The sequence below is a fragment of the Paenibacillus naphthalenovorans genome, from assembly GCF_900099895.1.
Lineage (GTDB): Bacteria > Bacillota > Bacilli > Paenibacillales > NBRC-103111 > Paenibacillus_G > Paenibacillus_G naphthalenovorans.
In genome coordinates, this window is record NZ_FNDY01000002.1 from 137,336 (window position 1) to 156,585 (window position 19,250).

The 19,250-nt window shown below is 55.4% G+C and carries 20 protein-coding genes and 1 other annotated feature; of the genes, 2 read left to right on the top strand and 18 right to left on the bottom strand.

The features are described 5' to 3' along the window. Nucleotides 1-131: 131 nt before the first annotated feature. Together BLT35_RS03170 and BLT35_RS03175 are read right to left on the bottom strand one after the other, a co-directional pair. Nucleotides 132-335 (bottom strand): 2-hydroxymuconate tautomerase family protein, encoded by a 204-nt coding sequence (locus tag BLT35_RS03170; protein WP_054818538.1) that lies wholly within the window; start codon nucleotides 333-335, stop codon nucleotides 132-134. Beyond that, nucleotides 323-1,516 (bottom strand): YbfB/YjiJ family MFS transporter, encoded by a 1,194-nt coding sequence (locus tag BLT35_RS03175; RefSeq protein ID WP_074726988.1) that lies wholly within the window; start codon nucleotides 1,514-1,516, stop codon nucleotides 323-325. The genes BLT35_RS03170 and BLT35_RS03175 overlap by 13 nt, the downstream gene beginning before the upstream one ends. Nucleotides 1,517-1,652: 136 nt before the next feature. Between BLT35_RS03175 and BLT35_RS03180 the strand changes: the two genes are divergently transcribed. Beyond that, entirely contained in the window at nucleotides 1,653-2,525 is an 873-nt protein-coding gene (locus tag BLT35_RS03180) for a LysR family transcriptional regulator (RefSeq protein ID WP_074726989.1), read from the top strand. Nucleotides 2,526-2,633: 108 nt separating this feature from the next. Here the strand turns inward: BLT35_RS03180 and BLT35_RS03185 are convergent, their stop codons facing one another. The 7 genes from BLT35_RS03185 to BLT35_RS03215 form a co-directional block, all read right to left on the bottom strand. Beyond that, on the bottom strand, nucleotides 2,634-3,548 hold the full coding sequence (locus BLT35_RS03185) for an EamA family transporter (RefSeq protein WP_074726990.1): 915 nt from the start codon (nucleotides 3,546-3,548) through the stop codon (nucleotides 2,634-2,636). A gap of 131 nt (nucleotides 3,549-3,679) precedes the next feature. Further along, the gene (locus BLT35_RS03190) at nucleotides 3,680-4,069 is read right to left on the bottom strand and encodes an MFS transporter (protein ID WP_139170758.1); all 390 of its coding nucleotides are present in this window, start codon (nucleotides 4,067-4,069) and stop codon (nucleotides 3,680-3,682) included. Between the two features lie 51 nt (nucleotides 4,070-4,120). Further along, entirely contained in the window at nucleotides 4,121-4,297 is a 177-nt protein-coding gene (locus BLT35_RS27755) for an amidase family protein (RefSeq protein ID WP_139170762.1), read from the bottom strand. A 12-nt stretch (nucleotides 4,298-4,309) separates the two neighbouring features. After that, a complete protein-coding gene (locus tag BLT35_RS03200) occupies nucleotides 4,310-6,901 on the bottom strand; it encodes a ComEC/Rec2 family competence protein (protein WP_309225096.1) in 2,592 nt (863 codons plus the stop codon). Between the two features lie 65 nt (nucleotides 6,902-6,966). Continuing rightward, complete coding sequence (locus BLT35_RS03205; protein WP_074726992.1) at nucleotides 6,967-7,479, bottom strand: deoxycytidylate deaminase; 513 nt, start codon at nucleotides 7,477-7,479, stop codon at nucleotides 6,967-6,969. A gap of 15 nt (nucleotides 7,480-7,494) precedes the next feature. Beyond that, the gene (locus tag BLT35_RS03210) at nucleotides 7,495-8,787 is read right to left on the bottom strand and encodes a homocysteine synthase (protein ID WP_062407494.1); all 1,293 of its coding nucleotides are present in this window, start codon (nucleotides 8,785-8,787) and stop codon (nucleotides 7,495-7,497) included. 97 nt (nucleotides 8,788-8,884) lie between these two features. Continuing rightward, the gene (locus BLT35_RS03215) at nucleotides 8,885-9,394 is read right to left on the bottom strand and encodes a ComEA family DNA-binding protein (RefSeq protein ID WP_074726993.1); all 510 of its coding nucleotides are present in this window, start codon (nucleotides 9,392-9,394) and stop codon (nucleotides 8,885-8,887) included. Nucleotides 9,395-9,502: 108 nt separating this feature from the next. Here BLT35_RS03215 and comER point away from each other — a divergent pair, with 108 nt between their 5' ends. Further along, nucleotides 9,503-10,384 carry a late competence protein ComER gene (gene comER, locus BLT35_RS03220; RefSeq protein WP_074726994.1) on the top strand — a complete coding sequence of 294 codons (882 nt, stop codon included), beginning with the start codon at nucleotides 9,503-9,505 and terminating at the stop codon, nucleotides 10,382-10,384. Nucleotides 10,385-10,432: 48 nt separating this feature from the next. Here comER and leuS read toward each other — a convergent pair whose 3' ends face one another. The 9 genes from leuS to yqeH form a co-directional block, all read right to left on the bottom strand. Beyond that, complete coding sequence (leuS, locus tag BLT35_RS03225) at nucleotides 10,433-12,880, bottom strand: leucine--tRNA ligase (RefSeq protein WP_074726995.1); 2,448 nt, start codon at nucleotides 12,878-12,880, stop codon at nucleotides 10,433-10,435. Nucleotides 12,881-12,934: 54 nt separating this feature from the next. Continuing rightward, nucleotides 12,935-13,181: a binding site (T-box leader), on the bottom strand. Nucleotides 13,182-13,488: 307 nt separating this feature from the next. Continuing rightward, complete coding sequence (locus tag BLT35_RS03230; RefSeq protein WP_062407486.1) at nucleotides 13,489-14,283, bottom strand: class I SAM-dependent DNA methyltransferase; 795 nt, start codon at nucleotides 14,281-14,283, stop codon at nucleotides 13,489-13,491. A 75-nt stretch (nucleotides 14,284-14,358) separates the two neighbouring features. Further along, nucleotides 14,359-15,258, bottom strand: coding sequence for a CvfB family protein (locus tag BLT35_RS03235; protein ID WP_074726996.1), 900 nt, complete (start codon nucleotides 15,256-15,258; stop codon nucleotides 14,359-14,361). Then, complete coding sequence (gene rsfS / locus BLT35_RS03240) at nucleotides 15,255-15,602, bottom strand: ribosome silencing factor (RefSeq protein WP_054818531.1); 348 nt, start codon at nucleotides 15,600-15,602, stop codon at nucleotides 15,255-15,257. The genes BLT35_RS03235 and rsfS overlap by 4 nt, the downstream gene beginning before the upstream one ends. A 30-nt stretch (nucleotides 15,603-15,632) precedes the next feature. Then, nucleotides 15,633-16,226, bottom strand: a complete 594-nt coding sequence (gene yqeK, locus BLT35_RS03245; RefSeq protein WP_062407483.1) for a bis(5'-nucleosyl)-tetraphosphatase (symmetrical) YqeK — start codon at nucleotides 16,224-16,226, stop codon at nucleotides 15,633-15,635. Beyond that, entirely contained in the window at nucleotides 16,216-16,803 is a 588-nt protein-coding gene (locus BLT35_RS03250; RefSeq protein ID WP_062407481.1) for a nicotinate-nucleotide adenylyltransferase, read from the bottom strand. Before BLT35_RS03250 ends, yqeK begins: the two co-directional genes overlap by 11 nt. A 52-nt stretch (nucleotides 16,804-16,855) precedes the next feature. Continuing rightward, the gene (gene yhbY / locus BLT35_RS03255; RefSeq protein WP_062407479.1) at nucleotides 16,856-17,149 is read right to left on the bottom strand and encodes a ribosome assembly RNA-binding protein YhbY; all 294 of its coding nucleotides are present in this window, start codon (nucleotides 17,147-17,149) and stop codon (nucleotides 16,856-16,858) included. 45 nt (nucleotides 17,150-17,194) lie between these two features. After that, nucleotides 17,195-18,064, bottom strand: a complete 870-nt coding sequence (locus tag BLT35_RS03260; protein ID WP_062407476.1) for a shikimate dehydrogenase — start codon at nucleotides 18,062-18,064, stop codon at nucleotides 17,195-17,197. Nucleotides 18,065-18,116: 52 nt separating this feature from the next. Then, the gene (yqeH, locus tag BLT35_RS03265; RefSeq protein ID WP_062407474.1) at nucleotides 18,117-19,247 is read right to left on the bottom strand and encodes a ribosome biogenesis GTPase YqeH; all 1,131 of its coding nucleotides are present in this window, start codon (nucleotides 19,245-19,247) and stop codon (nucleotides 18,117-18,119) included. Between the last annotated feature and the right edge of the window lie 3 nt (nucleotides 19,248-19,250).

The following is a 19,250-nucleotide window of genomic DNA, read 5'->3' on the forward strand; positions in this document are numbered from 1 at the left end:
ATATAGAAGGAAAACGCCGTTAAGCTGCCATATTTTGCAGTTTAATATACGTCCGGAAAGCTTATTTGTTTCGTTCGCGAAAACAAAAAAAGATTTCAGCGCCGCGCTTGCGGACTGAAATCTTTTTGGCTTTATTTCCCTTGCTTTCTGCGTACCGTGACCGACTCGCCGCCGATCCCCCAGTTATCCGTATCCACTTCGTCAATGACGACAACGGTCGTTTGCGGATTTTTGTTAAGTACATCTGCCAACAGCCGGGTTACTCCTTGAATCAGCTCGGCTTTCTTCTCCGTCGTCACATTTTCTTTCGTAATCTTAATGTTTACATAGGGCATGTCGATCGTCCTTTCGCGTGAATAGGAATGATGATAATGCAAGCGCCGATCAAAACGATGACGGCCGCTCCGGCAAGCGACCATCGATAGCTCCCGGACAGAGCGGCGAACAGGCCTGCAGCCGCCGGACCGGCCATTTGGCCTGCGCCGTAGATGGCGGTGAGCAATCCTACACTTCTTCCCGCATCATAAACCGCCAGACGCCTTGCCAATGAAACCGCCAACGTCGTAATGCCCATGAACGTGGCTCCAAAAAGAATCGCCCCGACGGCCAAACCGGATGCTGTCGGGAAAACCACAGGCAGCAGAATGCCGACAGCCTGCAGCAGCATGGAAAAGAAGAGCGTCCGCTCTTGCCCCCAGTACCCCTGAAGCTTGGACCACATCCAGCAGGAAGGCATAGCTGCCGCCCCTACCAGCACCCAGCTCCAGTAGGAAAGCTCCTTCATAGCGGGCACACTTTGGGCATAAGCGACCAAAAAGGTTCCGGTCACGATGTATCCCAGGCCTTCCAGGCCGTATACCAGCTGCAGGCGAAGCATTCGCGGGTCCACGCGGCGAAAGCCTTTTCCGGAAGAGCCGGATGCGGGCGGCGCAGGCCTGCGGTCTCCAACCTCCTGCAGCCCCCGCCAGCCCGTGCTTAACAGCATGGCGCAGAGCAGCGCGAGCCCCAGCCATGTGCCCTGCCAGCCAAAGGATGCCTCAAGAAGCGGAACCGCAAGTCCGGAAGCGGCGATTCCCGCCCCGACTCCGCCGTAGAATACACCCGAAGCGCCGGCAAAACCCCGCAGACCCGCAAGGCCGTCCATCACGACGCCGGAAGCATACACGAATACGGCCGCTCCAGCAAAGCCGGAAATAAACCGCAGAGCCAGCCATAGCGGGAAAAGCGTCGTCAATCCCATGAGAGCAGTTGTCAGCACGCTGATAACGAGGGAGAGCTTGAGCCGTCCAAGCCTCCGCTCGCTGCCCGAGAACCACGCCGCCATCACGGCGCCGGCCAAATACCCCGCATAATTCGCCGATGCAAGCGCTCCCGCTCCGGCTTCTCCGAAAAACTGCCGTTCCATCATAAACGGCAGAATCGGCGTATACGCGAAACGGCCGACGCCCATGGCTATAAAAAGCGCCAGCACACCGCTGATTAAAAGACCAAGCGGCCGTCCTGCCCATACCGTCATGCCCGCTCCTCCTCCGGTCCCCATTTTTTTAGCAGCCTGCTATTGTTAGCATAACGCTTTCTTGGTATCATGTAAAATACGTAATATTGATATGATCTATCTGAAATTGAGATATCAGAAAAAGGAGGAGCGCAAATTGGATATCGACATGCTCAGAGCTTTCCAAGCGGCGGCTGCAGCCGGAACCGTTTCCAAAGCTGCCCTGCAGCTCGGCTACGCACAATCCAATATCACGACCAAAATCCGTCAGTTGGAAAACGATTTGGGAACGCCGCTCTTTTACCGCCATAACCGCGGCATTACCTTGACCCCTGCGGGGAAAACGCTTAAGGGCTACGCGGACCAAGTGCTGCGCCTGATGGAGGAAGCGCGCAGGGCCGTGACCGACGGAACTGCTCCAAAAGGCTCCTTGGCCATCGGTTCTATGGAAACGACGGCTGCGGTGCGTCTGCCCGAGCTGCTGGCCTCCTATCACCGTTCCTACCCGGAAGTGAACCTGACGTTAGTCACCGGCCCGACGGAACAGCTTGTTCAGGCCGTGCTGGATTATGAGCTCGACGGCGCTTTTGTCGCCGGACCCGTGGAGCACCCCGACCTTCTGCAGGATTCGTTCATTGAAGAAGAACTGATGATCGTTACCGATGCCGCACACCCTCCGCTGGCCTCCGCCAAAGAGCTGGGCTCACGTACGCTGCTGGCGTTTCGCGCCGGCTGCTCCTACCGTGCCAGAATGGAGCAGTGGCTTCATGAGGAAGGCGTCATGCCTGTAAAAATTCTGGAATTCGGCACGCTCGAAACGATTCTCGGCTGCGTGGCCGCCGGATTGGGCATTTCCCTGCTTCCCCGCTCTATCGTTCAGCGCAAAGCAGAGGAAGGCTCCATCCGCTGCCATCCCATTGCGCATAAGCACAGCCGTGTATGGACCGTGCTGATTCGGCGCAGGGACGCATATGTATCGCAGGCCTACAAAGCATTTACAGAACAGATCTATGCCGGCGTCGTCCGATAACGGCAAAAGGACCTCAGGACCCCGTGGCAGTTACAATGGCAGCGCCGGCTCAACGAAACGCACATACGGCAAGACCGCCCCTCCACCAGGAAGAGCGGTCTTTCTTCATTAAAGCTTGCCTGCCGGCGGGTCTGTCCGCTTCACGGCGCTTTTCCGTTCAGACAAGATGATGCCTGCAAGGATCAGACCGATGCCGAGCCACTGCACCCATCCCGTCCGCTCTCCAAGCAGCAGCCCGGAGACGATGATCACGACGGGAAGCTCTACCGCTCCAAGAATGGCTGCCATCCCCGTATCCAGGTGCGGCGCTCCTTTAGCGAATACATACGGGGGCAGGATCATGCCGAACAAGGCCAGAATGCCTCCCCACAGCCACAGCCCCTCGGCAAGCGAGCCGTTCCACAGAAACTGTGGCGGATAAATCAGTAAAACCACGATAGCCGCCCCGGTAACCATCCACGAGCTTCTCAGCAATGCAGGCACCTCGACGGCTACCTTTCCGCTGAAATAGATGAACAGCGTGTAGCTCGCCGCCGCAAGCAATCCGAGTCCCGCTCCGGATAGATTAACGGGCTTTGTCGTTCCCATCCATAAGCCGGAGGCGAGCACCGTCCCGGCAAGGATAACGGCCACACCCGCAACCTGAAAGCGCCCGGGCGATTTGCCGTGCAGAAACCAATCCATCAGAAGTCCCATCCACGTAAATTGAAACAACAGCAGCACGGCGAACGAGGCGTCCAAAGACTGCAACGAGTAATAATAGAAGACGCCTGTAAGCCCGGTAAAAAGCCCGCTGCCGATCAGCTTGAATACCGACCGCCTCGCTACCCGTTTTAATGTGTGCCAGTACGGCAAACTGATCAGCCACATCGCGGCCCACCCGATCAGCACCTGGCTGCCCGTCACCTCGCCCGGCGTAAATCCATAGCTGTAAGCCAGCTTGACGAAGGTCGACAAAATGCCAAATGATGCGGCTCCCAGCAGCACCAGCATACTGGCCTTGAATCGCTTGGACAAAAGCATTCCGATTTCCCCTGTTTCGTATTATCCCTCACCCACCCGCGGTCATGCCGCACAGGTGAAGATCATAACAAAAACAGGCCGTTTATTCAAGCTGCATTCATCATTCCGCTTTTTTCAACCAACGGGAATATTTATCGTTTACAGGCGCAAGCGGCATCCAACTGCCCGCGATGCTTTTTGCGCATCCATCTTAACGAGACAGGCACCGCGAACAACACCATGACGCCCATGGCCAGAAATAATTGCTGCACCGCCAATACCTCCGCTTCCTGTACGGGCATAAGCGTCGCATATACGCTTCTTTTGGCTTCAAAAAACAAAGAAAATAAGACAACCGCCACAGAGGCGGTAATTTGCGCTGCGACGTGGTTCATAGACATCGCCCGGGATACCTGCCGGAAGGGTAACGCGTTCAATCCCACCGTCATGGCCGGCAGAATGCCTGCAAACATGCTGGCCGTCGTCACCGAAGCGATGACCGTACCTTTGTTTGCCGATTTCTGTACAGTATTTTCCTGCATGCCGATCTCCCTTTCCTGCATAAAAGAAAAGGAAGCCGAAGCTTCCCCATGCTAGGCAACCCATATTTCTTCTTTAGGCAGTTCTTTATACCAAGAGGTGTACTGTTCGTAGCAATGACCAACGGATAAAATTTCACCTTCCCCAAAAGGTCTGCCCATGAATTGCAAGCCGACCGGCAGCCCTTCGGAAGAAAATCCGGCGGGTACGGAAAGTGCCGGCAGCCCCAGAAAGTTCGCGTCTCATTCCTTCATTTTTGTGCGCATATATATTTTGCCCTCGCGAACGGTCATCTGCACCTCGCCGTGACGGTCGGTGCGGTGGACGCTCACCCGATGCGCGGCCAGCCGCTCCAGTACCGAAGGATGGGGATGCCCGTACACATTCTTCACTCCTGCGGAAATCACGGCATGCCTGGGCCGCCACGCCCTCAACCACAGCTCGGAGGTAGAAGATTTGCTTCCATGATGCGCTACTTTCAGCACATCAACAGGGGGTTCCAGAAGCTTCGACGTCCCCGGCTCCAATGCCGACCACCGTTCCAGCAGCTTCCGTTCAGCCCCTTCGCCGATGTCCCCTGCAAACAGCCACCGCGTCCCGGACATCTCCATAAGAAACACGATGGAGCTCGGATTCTGGTCCTGCTCCAAACGCAGCCCCGAACCGTCCGCTTCCCGGAACGGATACAGAAAATGGAGCACCGTATCCTGTCCCTTCTCCAACCGGTCTCCGGCACGCGCATCGACAAGCTGAATACCGCGGTCCAGCGCGGTTTGGAACAGCTTCTCCACCCCGGCAGCCGGCTTCAGCGTCCCGTTAAAAATCAGCCGTTTCACCGGGATTTGTTCGATAACCGCCTGTAAACCGCCAAAATGGTCGACATCCTGATGGGTTAGAATCAGCTCGTCGATGGTCTGGACACCGCGTTTTTTGAGCAGCGGCACGAGCAGCTTCCGGCCGACTTCATACGGATCCCGCCGCTGCTTCCATTCCTCGCCCGGCTTGCGAAAGGATAAGGTACCCCCGCCGTCGATCAGCAGGCTGCCGCCGTTTCCCGGCGGCTGGATCAAGATGCTGTCCCCTTGACCGACGTCGATAAAATGCACTCTGCCCTCCGCCTTCTCCCGCCGGGGATCATAACCGGTCCACAACACCGCGGCGAAGCTAACGATTACGGCCGGCAGCAGCACATATCGGATCCACCGCCGCGCGCGCTCCCGGCCTCTATGCTCCGCCATGGTATACAGCATAGGCTCAGTCTTTTCCCCTGCTTCCTGCGAATCCCGCTCGCCCAGCATCAGCACCACAAGCAGCGCCAGCAAACCGTAGTACATCAGGATCCATACCGGTTCCGGGCTCGGCCAAATGGTTTGAAACCACTCCGATCGGCTGGACCCGTCCACAATCCAGAACAGAAGGGTATTGACCTGACTGACGAACCAAGCAAACGGTTTGGCGATATAAAGAGAAAGGAAAGACAGCAGCATCGCCGCCGTCCCCGCTGGCATAACGATCATACTGAATACCGGAACAAGCAAAAAATTAGCCGCAAAAGAAAGCAGCGAAAACTGGCTGAAATAATAAATCGTAAGCGGAAACGAAACGAATTGCGCTACGACGGTAATGGAAACGGCATCGCGCAGCCTGGGCCGCTTCAAGGGAAGCAGCTTATTCATCGCCGGGACGCCCAGGATGATCCCCAGCGTCACCAGAAACGACAGCTGGAAGCTGACGTTCACCAAATAATACGGTTCCCATATCAGCATCCCGACACCGGCGATCAGCGCAATATGCAGCCCGTCCTTCAACCGGTGCCGATAGGCCGCATATAAGCCGATCATGGCCATGATCCCCGCTCTCACGATGGAAGGCGCCGCGCCCGTCACGGCGATATAGACGGGCATCAACGCAATGGCCGTGAGCAAATACGTTTCACGCGTGAAACCGCACCGGCGCATGAGCCAAATCAAGCAGGCGAGAAAAATCGCGACATTAAGGCCGGAAATAGCGATAATGTGCGTAAGTCCGAGCCGCGAGAATTGGTCGAAGAGCTCCGGGTCGATGTCATCCTCCAGACCGATCAGCATGCCTTTCATAAAGCCGCTCTGTTCCTCAGGAAACAGCTGCTCCACTTTGGCAGCCAGCTGCTCGCGAAACCGGTCGTTTGCGCGAAGAACCAGCCAGCCTCCCCACTCCCCGAAGGCGGGTGGGGTCACGCTGATTCCATCCAGTCCTTTGGCCGTCATTTGCCAGTGGATGTGCTGAAACCTTAAATAGTCCCGGTAATCAAAGCCCCCGAAGTTACGGGCCTCCCCCGGCCGCAATAACGTCCCTTCAAGCTCAATCTTATCCCCTCTTTGCCAATGCTTCGCCATTTCCTGTTCTTCCTGCTTTACTAGACGGATCGAAAACTGAACAAGCTCCCCTCGACCCCCATTCTCCGGCGGAAAACCCTCCGCGAGCGATACGCGATCCGCCTTCGCCTGAAAAGAAACCCGGTCACCGTCTACCTCCACAGGAGTCATGATTCTGCCTCGAAATCCCGCTCCGTTCGTCTCCTCAGCCTCAAGCCGGATCAGACTTCTGTTGCCGGCATCATACTCTCCGTACCATCCGGCCGCTGCCAAAGCGATCAGCATACCTGCGAACCAGGCCGAGCCCCTCGGTTTAAGCATGAGCACCAGGCAGCAAAAAATCCCGGCGCCGAAAGCAAGAAACAGATTCATCCAGGCCATCGGGTATACCAAGGCTACGGCATACCCCAGCGTCCAGCACAGGGCAAGCATGACGATAGGTCTTCTCCCGATACCTGTCAGCTCCCTTCTGTTTGCCAACAAAAAAAGCTCCTTCCGAACACATGGCTAACCATGTCCGAAAAGAGGTTCTTCCTCCAAGTGATTTAATTTGTGACTTCCGAGACCGTGCTTGCCGGCGGCTCGTACTTCTCCAACTGACGGAACGTAAGTTTTTTTTGCTCCATCAAGGCGCTTACCTTGTCATGATCCTTCGGATAAGCCCGGTGATACACGATCTCTGAGATGCCGCTGTTCGCCAGCATATTGGCGCAGGTCCAGCACGGCTGATCGGTTACATACACAACCGAGCCTTCCCGGTCCTCGCGATCGGTGAACAGGAGCAGATTTTGTTCCGCATGAATGGTCCGGATGCACCGCTGCTTTTTGACCACCTGTTCTTTCCCTTCAGCAGGCACCAGTTCAATTTCTTCCACCAGCATGCAGCCGGCCTCCGAGCAATCGGGGACGCCCGAGGGGGCCCCATTGTAAGCCGTGCCCAAGAGCTTTTTCCCTTGAACCAGCACCGCGCCCACATGTCTGCGGTTGCACCTTGAACGGGTGGATGCCATATAGGCGATATCCATAAAGTACGTGTCCCAATCTTTGCGGGCTGTCATGTCATGCTCGCTCCCTTATTTCTGGCTGGTTTGAATCGCTTGATTCAAGTCGTAGATGATGTCTTCAATCGCTTCCGTGCCGATCGACAGCCGAATCATGCCGGGGCTGACGCCTGCGGCCGATTGCTCCTCTTCATTGAGCTGCTGATGCGTTGTGCTGGCCGGATGAATGATCAGCGATTTCGAATCGCCCACATTGGCAAGGTGAGAGAACAGCTTCACGGCGTTGATCACCTTGCGTCCGGCTTCCACGCCGCCCTTGATGCCGAACGTCAAAATGGCTCCCTGGCCTTTAGGCATATATTTGCGGGCCAGATCATAGGAAGGATGGCTTGGCAATCCGGCATAGCTTACCCATTCAACCGCGTCGTGCCGCTCTAAAAATTCAGCTACCTTCAGCGCGTTTGAGCTGTGGCGTTCCATTCTCAGATGCAGAGTCTCCAGACCCTGCAGCATCAAAAAAGAATTGAAGGGAGAAATGGCCGCCCCCATGTCGCGAAGAAGCTGCACGCGTGCTTTAATTATGTATGCGACCGGACCTAGCGCATCCGTATAAACAAGTCCATGGTAGCTGGGATCCGGTTCGGTCAGCCCGGGAAATTTGCCGCTCGCCTTCCAGTCGAAGCGCCCGCCGTCTACAATGATGCCGCCGATCGATGTACCGTGGCCGCCGATGAATTTGGTGGCGGAGTGAACGACGATATCCGCACCGTGCTCTATCGGGCGGCACAGGTATGGACTTGGGAAGGTATTGTCCAGGATGAGCGGAATGCCGTTCTCGTGGGCGATGGAAGCCACCGCTTCGATATCCAGCACATCGCCTCTCGGATTGCCGATCGTCTCCGCAAATACCGCCTTCGTGTTCGGCGTAATCGCTTTACGGAAGTTCTCCGGATCGCTCGGATCGACGAAATGTACCTTGATGCCGATCTTGGGCAGAGTGATCGCGAACAGATTATATGTACCGCCGTATAAGCTGGCCGACGACACAATCTCATCTCCCGCTCCGGCAATATTCAGGATCGAGTACGTAATGGCGGCTTGTCCGGATGCCGTTGCCAGAGCGGCAAGTCCGCCCTCCAATGCCGCGACGCGCTTCTCGAACACATCCGTCGTCGGATTCATCAAGCGGGTATAAATATTGCCGAATTCCTTCAATCCAAACAGATTTGCCGCATGATCCGTATCCCGGAACCCGTAGGAAGTCGTCTGGTACAAAGGCACTGCACGAGCCATCGTGGCAGGATCAATCTCTTGTCCAGCATGGACAGCTAATGTTTCCAGCGCGAGCTTGCGTTCTTCAGACATCAAATACGTCCCCCTTAATCATAGCATAAAATGAATAATCGTACCTATTTTCGCATATTTCCCCCCAAAATGAAAGCGTTGTCTATAAAATACTCCGCTATGGCTCTACGGTGACATGAGGCTTGATCTTCTCCAAGGTTTTCGCACCGATTCCTTTGACCTCAAGCAGCTGGTCGGGGGAGCGGAATTTGCCGCCTAACCGCTGACGAAGCTCCAAAATGGCCTGCGCTCTGCTTGGACCGACACCGGGCAGATCATCCAGCTGCTCCGCCGTCGCCGTGTTCAGATTCAGCTTGCCCGACTTCGCAACGGCCTGATCCGCCTCCTCTGCGGCGGATGAACCTTTCCCTTCCAAAGTGGATTTGGGGAGCTCCGGCGCAGGCCCTTGATCTTCCACAGGCTTTGTTTCCGGCGGCTTTCCCTCCTGCTGACCGCCCGGAACCGTCTGCGATGGGGGCTTTTGCTCCGCTTGTTCCTGCAGCAGCCTGCGCATTTCCGCATCGGCGCTAATGAAGCTTGACGCGGGCGGCTCCGCCCATTTAGGATAAATCATCAGCAGTGCCGCGGAAAGACCGACAGCAAGCGCGATCAAAGCGATTCGCATCATCCCGCTCCCCCTTTCGTTGATCCCATCTTCATCACCTCTTTTTATTGGTAAATTGATGCATAAATTCATATCCTCCCTGATATACATGAAGAAACAGGAGGGATCGTCATGCGAGTAGGTTTCATCGGAACAGGCAGCATGGGCAGTATGCTTATTGAAACGTTCATCCGCTCCGGCGCTGTAAACCCGGAGAACGTGGTGGCGACCAACCGGACCATCGCCAAAGCGGAGCTTTTGGCAGCGAACTATCCGGGCTTGCAAGTTGCCCGTTCCAATAAAGAAGCGGCTTCTCAAGCCGATTTGCTGTTTATCTGTGTCAAGCCTCTCGAGTTCAAAGATGTCATTGAGGAGATTCAGGCTTTGTTGACACCCGAACAGATCATCGTTTCGATCACCAGCCCGGTGCTGATCCGGCATCTCGAAGCGCTGTTGCCCTGCAAAATCGCCAAAGTGATTCCGAGCATCACAAATCATGTACTCAGCGGAGCGACACTTTGTATTTATGGGGACCGGATGAAGGACGAGGATCAAAAACGGCTCGAAAACTTGTTATCCCGCGTAAGCGCTCCGATTCGCATATCCGAGGAACACACCCGAATCTCCTCCGACCTGTCCAGCTGCGGACCTGCCTTCCTCGCCTTCTTCATTCAAAAGTATATCCAGGCAGCCGTCTCGGCCACCGGAATTTCCGAGGAAGAGGCGACGCGGCTCGCCAGCGAAATGACGCTGGGGACGGGCAAGCTGCTGACAGATGGAGGATTTACTCCCGCCGCGCTGCAGCAGCGTGTAGCCGTACCCGGCGGAATTACAGAGGAAGGACTCCGTATAATGGAAAAAGAGCTGTGCAGCGTCTTTTACGACTTGATCCGCACAACTCATGCCAAATACGAAGAAGATTTGGAAAAGGTGGAAGCCCGCTTTTTCGGGACCAAAGCCGATGAAGAACGCGATGCTTTCACGTCTTTTCCTTATGAACCGCCGTGCCCGTAGCCATCCGGGGGGCGGTTGTTTTTTTGATGCTTGCCCGTTTTATCCTTTTTATCCTGCTACAATATTGACCAGCTTGCCTTTGACCACGATGACTTTCCGGACCGTTTTACCCGCCGTGGCATCCTTCACTTTATCCAGATTCACAGCCAGCTCCCGCATAGAAGCTTCATCGGCATCGGCCGCAACCGTCGCGCGCTCGATGATTTTACCGTTCACCTGAATAACGATTTCCACCTCGTTATCTACGGTCCAGGCCTCATCATAGGTCGGCCATGGTTCATAAGTTACGGTATCGTTATGGCCCAGCTTCTCCCATAATTCTTCGGCCAGATGCGGCGCAAGCGGAGAAAGCAACTGCACAAAGTGCTCCATAGCCGCTTTCGGAAGACGATCCGTCTTGTAGGCCTCATTCACGAAGATCATCAGCTGGCTGATCGCCGTGTTAAAGCGCAGCGCCTCAAAATCCTCGGTCACCTTCTTGATGGTACGATGCCAAACCCGTTTGAACGCCTCGCTGCCCTCTTCCTCACTGCTAATTTTCGCGCTTAATTGCCCGTCCTCTTGGATGAACAATCTCCAGATCCGGCTTAAGAAGCGGTAAGCCCCCTCTACGCCGTTGGCGCTCCACGGCTTTGTCGCCTCAAGCGGACCCATGAACATTTCGTACAAGCGCAGGGTATCGGCTCCGAATTCATTGACAATGACATCGGGATTGATGACGTTCCCGCGGGACTTGCTCATTTTCTCATTGTTCTCGCCGAGGATCATCCCTTGATTGACCAGCTTGTGGAACGGTTCCTTCGTATTCACTACGCCGAGATCGTACAGCACCTTGTGCCAGAAGCGCGCGTACAGCAGATGGAGCACAGCATGCTCCGCACCCCCGATGTACAGATCGACCGGCAGCCACTTGCGCTGCAGCTCCGGAGAGCAAATTTCCTTATCGTTCTTAGGATCGATAAAACGCAGGTAGTACCAGCAGCTGCCCGCCCATTGCGGCATCGTGTTCGTCTCGCGGCGGGCCTTCATGCCGGTCTCCGGATCGATGGTATTGACCCACTCGGTTACGTTCGCCAGCGGCGATTCTCCTGTGCCGGACGGCTTGATTTCGTCGACCTCCGGCAGCAGCAGCGGCAGCTGATCCTCCGGCACGGTTTTCATCGTCCCGTCTTCCAGATGAAGGATCGGAATAGGCTCGCCCCAATAACGCTGGCGGCTGAACAGCCAGTCGCGCAGACGATAGGTCACTTTGCCCTGGCCTTTGCCGTTATCCTCAAGCCACTGAATCATGGCTCCGATGGCCTGTTCGTTGTTGAGCCCGTCCAGGAAGCCGGAGTTCACATGCGGACCGTCGCCGGAATAAGCCTCTTTGGACAGATCCCCGCCCTGCACCACTTCAATTATCGGAAGATCATACTGTTTGGCGAACTCCCAGTCCCGTTGGTCATGTCCCGGCACCGCCATAATGGCTCCCGTTCCGTAGCCCGCCAGTACATAATCGGCGATCCAGATCGGCACCTTGCTGCCGTTCACCGGATTGACGGCATAGGCTCCGGTAAAGACTCCGGTTTTCTCCTTGGCCAAATCCGTACGCTCCAGGTCGCTCTTGCGGGCGGCACGCTCTTGATATTCCTTCACCGCCGAGGCTTGTCCCTCCGTCACGATCCGATTCACCAGCTCGTGCTCCGGCGCCAAAACGCAGTATGTCGCTCCGAACAGCGTATCCGGACGAGTCGTGAACACCTTCAGGCTGTCACCCTCATGCCCGTCGATAGCGAACGTCACTTCCGCTCCTTTGGATTTACCGATCCAGTTGCGCTGCATGTCCTTGATGCTTTCAGACCAATCGAGTTCCTCCAGATCCTCCAGCAGGCGTTCTGCGTACTCGGTAATCTTCAGCACCCACTGACGCATCGGCTTGCGAATGACGGGATGGCCTCCGCGTTCGCTTTTGCCGTCGATCACCTCTTCGTTGGCGAGGACCGTTCCCAGCGCGGGACACCAGTTGACCGGGACCTCGTCGACATAGGCGAGACCTTTTTTATAAAGCTGGATAAAAATCCACTGCGTCCACTTGTAGTAATCGGGATCGGTTGTGCTGAATTCGCGGTCCCAGTCGTACGAGAAGCCGAGCGATTTGATTTGTCTGCGGAAATTATTGATATTCTTGATCGTAATGTCGCGCGGATGCTCCCCTGTATCGAGTGCATGCTGCTCCGCCGGAAGACCGAACGCATCCCACCCCATCGGATGCAGTACGTTGTAGCCGCGCATTCTTTTGTACCGGGACACAATATCGGTGGCCGTGTACCCTTCCGGGTGGCCTACGTGCAGTCCCGCGCCGGAAGGATACGGAAACATATCCAGGGCGTAAAATTTGGGCTTGCTATCGTCGTCCAGCACCTTGAACGTTTTGTTCTCTTCCCAATAGCGCTGCCACTTCGGTTCAATCGCCTGCGGGTTATATCCTTGCTGTTCTTTGACTTCCTGTGCCATGTTGCTTTATGCCTCCTTCGAATAAAAACAAAAAAGCCCTCGCCTCTAGCCTTAGCTAGGGACGAGAGCTTTGCTTCCCGTGGTACCACCCTAGTTGACAGCCGGCATGCTTTGCCCCTGTCCACTCCAGCCCCTTAACGCGGGGAATACGATCCGGCTAGGTCTCGGACCCTTCTTCCGACGATCCTTCCCTTCACCTTCTGGCTCCAGAACGAGTTCGCTGCGACCACAACCGATTCCCACCAACCATCGGCTCTCTGAAATACGGCGTACAGCTACTGCTTTCTGTCATAGCCTTGCAAACGATCCAATTAAATTTCATTATATGTAAAACCGTTCCTGTGTGTCAAGCAGGACGCCATCGAAAGAAATCGCCCTTCCGGCACGATAATCCTCTTTGCCGGGGATTCCAGAAAGACTTTTTGTACATACTGTATAAAAAGTGTGTGCTGGAGGTTGCCGCCGATGCGAGGATTACTGAACGGTTTGATCTTGTCGCTGCCGCTCTGGGGCATGATTTTGAGCGCTGTGCAGCTGATTTTGCGGTTGATCGAAAAATAGTCCGGCTCGTCATCCCCCGCCTGTTTCCTGCCTCGAACAGGGTCAGCCTATTTTACCGCCACAAAAAACACCCTCTGCGTATTTTCCGTAGGTGGCTCCCACGTAAAATCCCCGTAGCAGGCCGTTTCCCGGAAACCGGCTTCACGCAGCTTCTCCCCAAGCCAATCCAGAGAATAAGCACGCTGCAAATGCAGTTCCTCCACCCGATGAAAGCGTTCTGTCACCGCATCGTCGGATCCCGTTTCGAGCATTTCTCCTTCTCTGACGAAAATCGTTAGCGCATGCTCGATCTCACAGCGTCCCGGGTCAAAATCGCATGTCCATATATACGCAATGTCCTCTTCGTTCAGAGTAAAGGGCTGCGATTCGGCATACGATTGCAGCTGATAAGGGGTGTGCATGTCAAACAGAAATACACCGCCCGGCTTCAACCCCGCATAGGCTTGCCGGATCGCCAGCACGACATCCTCTTCCTCCAGCAAATAGTTGAAGCAGTCGCAAAACGAGATGACCGCATCCACAGGACGGTCCAGCTCCCAATCGCGCAAATCCTGCTGCAGCAGCATCAGCCCGCCTCCGGCAGGGAACGGTGAATGCCGATGCACGCTGTCCGCCTTTTGCTGAGCGACCGCGAGCATATCTTCCGAGAGGTCGATGCCGATCACTTCGAAGCCCTGCTGCGCAAGCGGTATCGCCAAGGCTCCCGTGCCGCAGCCAAGGTCGACGACGGTCCGGGGAACACCATACTTGTCCCAGCATTGTCCGGCAAACCGCATCCATTCCTCATAGGGCATATCCTCCATCAGACGGTCGTAAATATACGAGAACCGCTCATAAGCCACACGGCAAACCTCCTTGTCTTAATGCATCATCAGTATCCTCCCGGCGCAAGAAAAAACCGGCACCTCAGCGCTTCTTCACTGGGTAACCGGCTCTGTCGGATCCTGCTTCAGGTAAGTCCAGCTGCCTTCCTGATAAACCAAGCCTTCTTTCATCAGCTTGCCGATGGCGCGTTTGAATGCCGATTTGCTTATGCCAAAACGCTGACTGATCAGATCGGCAGGCGTTTCGTCCGAGTAGGGCATGGCCTTGTTCGGCCGTTCATGAAGAAACGCCAGCAGCTTTTCCGCGTCCTCATCCCGCCCGACTTCCTTGCGTTCGCGCATCGTACAGTTCACGTTCCCGTCCTCGCGCACGAATGTCACGCGAACCTTGACCTGCTCGCCTAACCGCAGCAGTCTTGTCCGTTCGGAGGAATGGATGAAGCCGATGACTCCGAAGCCGACCACGCCTCCGTCACAGACGACGAACGTGCCCATCTGCAGGGGCTTGTACACCCTTGCTTCCACCCATTGGCCTCGCCAAGTTGCCGGAGCATCGAAACACAGCTTTTTCAGCTGCTCTTCCCCCGCTGTTTTAGCCACGAGCCGGCCCTGACGGTCGTGCGTCAGCACGACAAAGACCTTGTCACCCACCTTTGGACGAAGCTCCTTAAGCTCAGGAAGCTCCTTAAACGGCAGCAGCAAGTGCCGCCCCAGCCCCATCTCAAGAAAGCATCCAAAGCGCGGATGAATATCTGCGACCTCTAGCAGCGCCACCTCGCCAAGCCGAATCAGAGGCTTTCGCATCGTTGCCGCCAGCCGGTCCTGCGTATCGTGAAACAGGAACACGTCTACTTGATCCCCGGGCTTCACTTCCCCGGCCGTTTCGCTGTAATGCAGAAGCACGTCCTGCGTCCCGTCGGTCAAAAAATAGCCGTTGGGCGGCACTTCCCTTGCCACTTCCAACCGCCGGATCGTACCGGCTTCAAGTCTCATACCCGCTCGACCACTTTCGCGTCGGACCAAAGACGCTCGATGTTATAATATTCTCTGTCATCGCGATGGAAAACATGAACGACCACATCGCCAAGATCGATGAGCACCCAGCGCGCCGTATCCATCCCTTCCAATCCGCGAATCCGCACCCCTTTTTCCTCCGCTTTCTTGCGGATTTCCGCAGCAATCGCCTGTACTTGTGTCTCGGAATTCCCGTGGCAAATGATAAAATAATCCGCAATCAGCGATATTCCGGACAGATTCAGGGTAACGATGTTTATTGCCTTTTTGTCTTCGGCCGCCTCGACCGCAAGCGTCATAAGCTCCTCCGGTTGTACCGTCATCTAGTTTCCTCCCTTAACTATACAAATGTTTCAGCTCTTCTGTACCATTCCGCCGTCCTGCTGCTCCAGCTCTTCAATCAAACCATTGCGAGCGGCCAGCGTCAGCGGATATATCCGTTTTCCTTTATCCAGCAAAAACCTTATCGTTCCGTCAAATCCGGCAAGCAGCGCCTTCTCTAAACTATATTCGGCGATTTCGCGAATATTATGCACGCCTGGAAAGTCCCGCCCGGGCTCCATGTAATCGGCAAGGCAAACCACCTTGTCCAGCAGGGTCATCTGACCCCGCCCCGAGGTATGGTAGCGAATCGCATCCAGCACCTCTTCATCCTCCACACCGTACCGTTCACGAGCCAGCCAGGCGCCCGCATGCGCATGCCAAAGCTCCTTGTCATATTCCAGAAGATCAAGAGGCAAACCGTTTTCCCGAATAATCCGCGCTTGCTCGTCCACCCGCCAATATTTGCACACATCGTGGAGAATAGCCGCCAGATCCGCTTTGACAGGATCCGCTCCGAACCGCTCCGCCAGCCTGACAGCCGTTTCCATCACGCCCAGCGTATGCACCCAGCGCTTCTCCGGCATTTGCGAACGGACCGATTCCATCAGGTCTTCACGCTTCATAAAGACGATTCACCTCGATATAGTCATTTACCCGGTCGGGCACCATATAACGCACCGACCGGCCCTCCGCGCGCCGCTGTCTGATCCCCGTAGAGGATAGCTCAATTTGCGGCATAGAGGCTAAACGAACAGCCTTCCTGATCGGGGCAGGCAGTGCATCGCAGCCGGTTTCATACCCCGGGCGGCGCAATCCGACAAAGGTCACATGCTTGATCAGCTCGTCGATTCTGTACCATTTGGGCAAATACTGCACCATATCCGCTCCAATGATGTAATAGAACTCATGTTCAGGGTACCGGGAACGGAGCATGAGTACGGTCTCGATGCTGTAGGATATGCCGCCTTTGCGCAGTTCGACATCCGATGGCTTGAAAGCCGGGTGGTCTTCTACGGCAAGGCACACCATCTGCCATCGCTGCTCCGGAGAAGCTCCGGGAGCCTGTTCCTTATGCGGCGGCATGGACGTTGGCATAAACCAAACCTCATCCAGCTCCAGCTCCTCGTAAACGCTCTGGGCTGCGATCAAATGGCCGATATGAACGGGATCGAAGGTTCCTCCCATCAGGCCGATTTTCATCCGGCTCCCCCTCTTTGCATTATCCATCCCGGCTTCGCTTGAAGCTTAAAGCTTATACCGGAAGCTCGATCGTTTTTTGTTCTTTGGATTCTTTATACAGCACAATGGTTTTTCCAATGACCTGCACAAGCTCTGCACCCGCGCCGTCCGAGAGCTCCGCCCCCACCTCTTTAGGATCCTCCAAGCAGTTGTTGAGTACCGAGACCTTGATCAATTCCCGCACCTCCAGCGCCTCGCTGATATGGCGGATCAAATGATCGTTCACTCCTCCTTTGCCGACCTGAAATATCGGGTTCAAATGGTGCGCCAGCGAGCGCAGATACCTCTTTTGTTTACCTGTTAACATGCCAGTCCTTCTACCTCTATTCTATGGATGAATTCCATGATTGACTTAAGTTTGCCGCTCTTCAAAAGACTGCAGCACCGCTTCCCGCATGGCTGCAACCGGAGCCGGGAGACCGGTCCAGTATTCAAACGCATAGGCGCCTTGATAAATAAACATGCCCAAGCCGCTGTGAACGGTCGCTCCGCGAAGATCCCGGGCTTCTCTTAAAAAACGGGTAACCAGGGGATTATACACCAAATCGCTGACCACCGTTCCCGGCTTGATCAGCTCTACGTCCATAGGCACCCCGTCCACATTCGGATGCATGCCGAGCAGCGTATTGTTCACAATCAGCGCCGCCTCGCCAGCCAGCTTGCCTGCCTCGTCCAGTCCGTGACCGGATACGCTTCCGAACCCGCTCATGGAAGCCGCAAGCTCCAACGCTTTCTCCTTCGTCCGGTTGGCAATCCAGATATGCTCCACGCCTTCCTTGACCAATGCGTAACCGACGCCGCGTGCGGCGCCCCCCGCTCCGATCATCAGCACCTTGCGGCCTTTCAAATCGATGCCCGTTTCTTCTTTGAGCGAACGGATGTAACCGATGCCGTCGGTATTATATCCGATCAGCTTGCCGCCTTCGTTTACAATCGTATTGACGGCGCCGATGACGCGGGCTGCTTCATCGATCTCGTCCAAATACGACATCACCTCCACTTTGTGCGGAATCGTGACGTTGACCCCCCGGAACTGAAGCGCCCGAATCCCTGCGACCGCGTCCTTCAAGGTTCCCGGCAAAATGTGAAACGCCCCGTAAGCCGCATTGAGCCCTGTTTCTTCAAATGCCCTGTTCAACATGATCGGAGATTTCGAATGCCGGATCGGATCCCCAAAAACGCCGTACAACATCGTATGACTATCCAGCTTGTGCTTGCTCATCGTTTCCCGTTCCTCCCATTGGCTGCCATTGCAAACAATCTGAAGCAAAAGTTTAAATGAGCGGCTCCCTGACGGCAACCTTTACGCCCTTAGGCACGTGAATAACCAGATCCGCTCCGGCCTCGCCGTTCACTTTTACCCAACCGATTCCGGAAATGGACACATCCAGATTCGAACCCTTCGGAATGCGTACCGGATGCTTTACCCACTTCGGCAGCTTGTCCAGCTCCTCCCTGGCAGGCGGTGACAGAAGCCCGCCCTTGTGCTCCTCGTACAGCTCATCCGCACGCTCCAGCTTGGTCCGGTGAGCCTGAAGCGCATTGGATATATAGAAAGTAAAGGACTGCCGGGCTCCCTGTACAAAATCAAACCGCGCAAACCCGCCCAGGAAAATCGTCTGCCGCTCGTTTAGCTGAAACACCAAAGGCTTGACCGGCTTGTCCGGCATCAGCTTCGCCAGATCTTTCTTGCTCACAAGCTCCGTCAGCCGGTGTTGATAGACAATGCCGGGCGTGTCGATGATGGATGCGCCGTCCTCAAGCGGAATCCGGACAAGATCCAGCGTCGTGCCCGGGTATTGCGAAGTCGTCAGCTCCGCGTCCAGGTCGCTGTAATCCCGGATCAGCCGGTTAATCAGCGTCGACTTGCCTACATTCGTTGCGCCGACCACATAAATATCACGGCCGCGGCGGTGTTTGTCCAACGCTTCAATGACCCGTTCGAAGCCCATGTTTTTCTTTGCGGAGCACAGCACGACCTCGGCAACCTTCAGTCCCGCTTCTTTCGCCTGGCGCTGCACCCAGTTTAAGATCCGGTTATAGTTCGTCGCCTTGGGCAACAAATCGATTTTGTTGACTACAAGCACAATCGGGTTATTTCCGACGAAGCGCGGAAGTCCCGAAATCATGCTCCCCTCGAAATCGAACAAATCGACAATATTGATAACAAGCGACTGCGTCGAGCCTACATGCGTAAGCAGGCGAAGAAAATCATCCTGATTTAAAGTAATACTGGAAGCTTCGTTGTAATGCTTTATGCGGAAGCACCGTTGGCAAATGACCGGCGTTCGCGTCAGCGCCTGCTCCGGCACATAGCCGAGCTTCTCGGCGTCTTGGGTTTGGAGCGCCACGCCGCAGCCTGTACAGTGTAACGCATCTTCTCTCATTTGTTTTTGATCCGTCATGGA

Bases quoted from the DNA above. Each gene is read 5' to 3' on its own strand.
- BLT35_RS03260 (WP_062407476.1), bottom strand. From the start codon at position 18,064: ATGAGCAAGCACAAGCTGGATAGTCATACGATGTTGTACGGCGTTTTT.
- BLT35_RS03210 (WP_062407494.1), bottom strand. From the start codon at position 8,787: ATGTCTGAAGAACGCAAGCTCGCGCTGGAAACATTAGCTGTCCATGCT.
- yqeH (WP_062407474.1), bottom strand. From the start codon at position 19,247: ATGACGGATCAAAAACAAATGAGAGAAGATGCGTTACACTGTACAGGC.
- yhbY (WP_062407479.1), bottom strand. From the start codon at position 17,149: ATGTTAACAGGTAAACAAAAGAGGTATCTGCGCTCGCTGGCGCACCAT.
- BLT35_RS03215 (WP_074726993.1), bottom strand. From the start codon at position 9,394: ATGATGCGAATCGCTTTGATCGCGCTTGCTGTCGGTCTTTCCGCGGCA.
- leuS (WP_074726995.1), bottom strand. From the start codon at position 12,880: ATGGCACAGGAAGTCAAAGAACAGCAAGGATATAACCCGCAGGCGATT.
- BLT35_RS03205 (WP_074726992.1), bottom strand. From the start codon at position 7,479: ATGACAGCCCGCAAAGATTGGGACACGTACTTTATGGATATCGCCTAT.
- BLT35_RS03250 (WP_062407481.1), bottom strand. From the start codon at position 16,803: ATGAAAATCGGCCTGATGGGAGGAACCTTCGATCCCGTTCATATCGGC.
- BLT35_RS03185 (WP_074726990.1), bottom strand. From the start codon at position 3,548: ATGCTTTTGTCCAAGCGATTCAAGGCCAGTATGCTGGTGCTGCTGGGA.
- yqeK (WP_062407483.1), bottom strand. From the start codon at position 16,226: ATGAAGCGTGAAGACCTGATGGAATCGGTCCGTTCGCAAATGCCGGAG.
- BLT35_RS03175 (WP_074726988.1), bottom strand. From the start codon at position 1,516: ATGACGGTATGGGCAGGACGGCCGCTTGGTCTTTTAATCAGCGGTGTG.
- comER (WP_074726994.1), top strand. From the start codon at position 9,503: ATGCGAGTAGGTTTCATCGGAACAGGCAGCATGGGCAGTATGCTTATT.
- rsfS (WP_054818531.1), bottom strand. From the start codon at position 15,602: ATGACGGTACAACCGGAGGAGCTTATGACGCTTGCGGTCGAGGCGGCC.
- BLT35_RS03170 (WP_054818538.1), bottom strand. From the start codon at position 335: ATGCCCTATGTAAACATTAAGATTACGAAAGAAAATGTGACGACGGAG.
- BLT35_RS03235 (WP_074726996.1), bottom strand. From the start codon at position 15,258: ATGAGACTTGAAGCCGGTACGATCCGGCGGTTGGAAGTGGCAAGGGAA.
- BLT35_RS03190 (WP_139170758.1), bottom strand. From the start codon at position 4,069: ATGCAGGAAAATACTGTACAGAAATCGGCAAACAAAGGTACGGTCATC.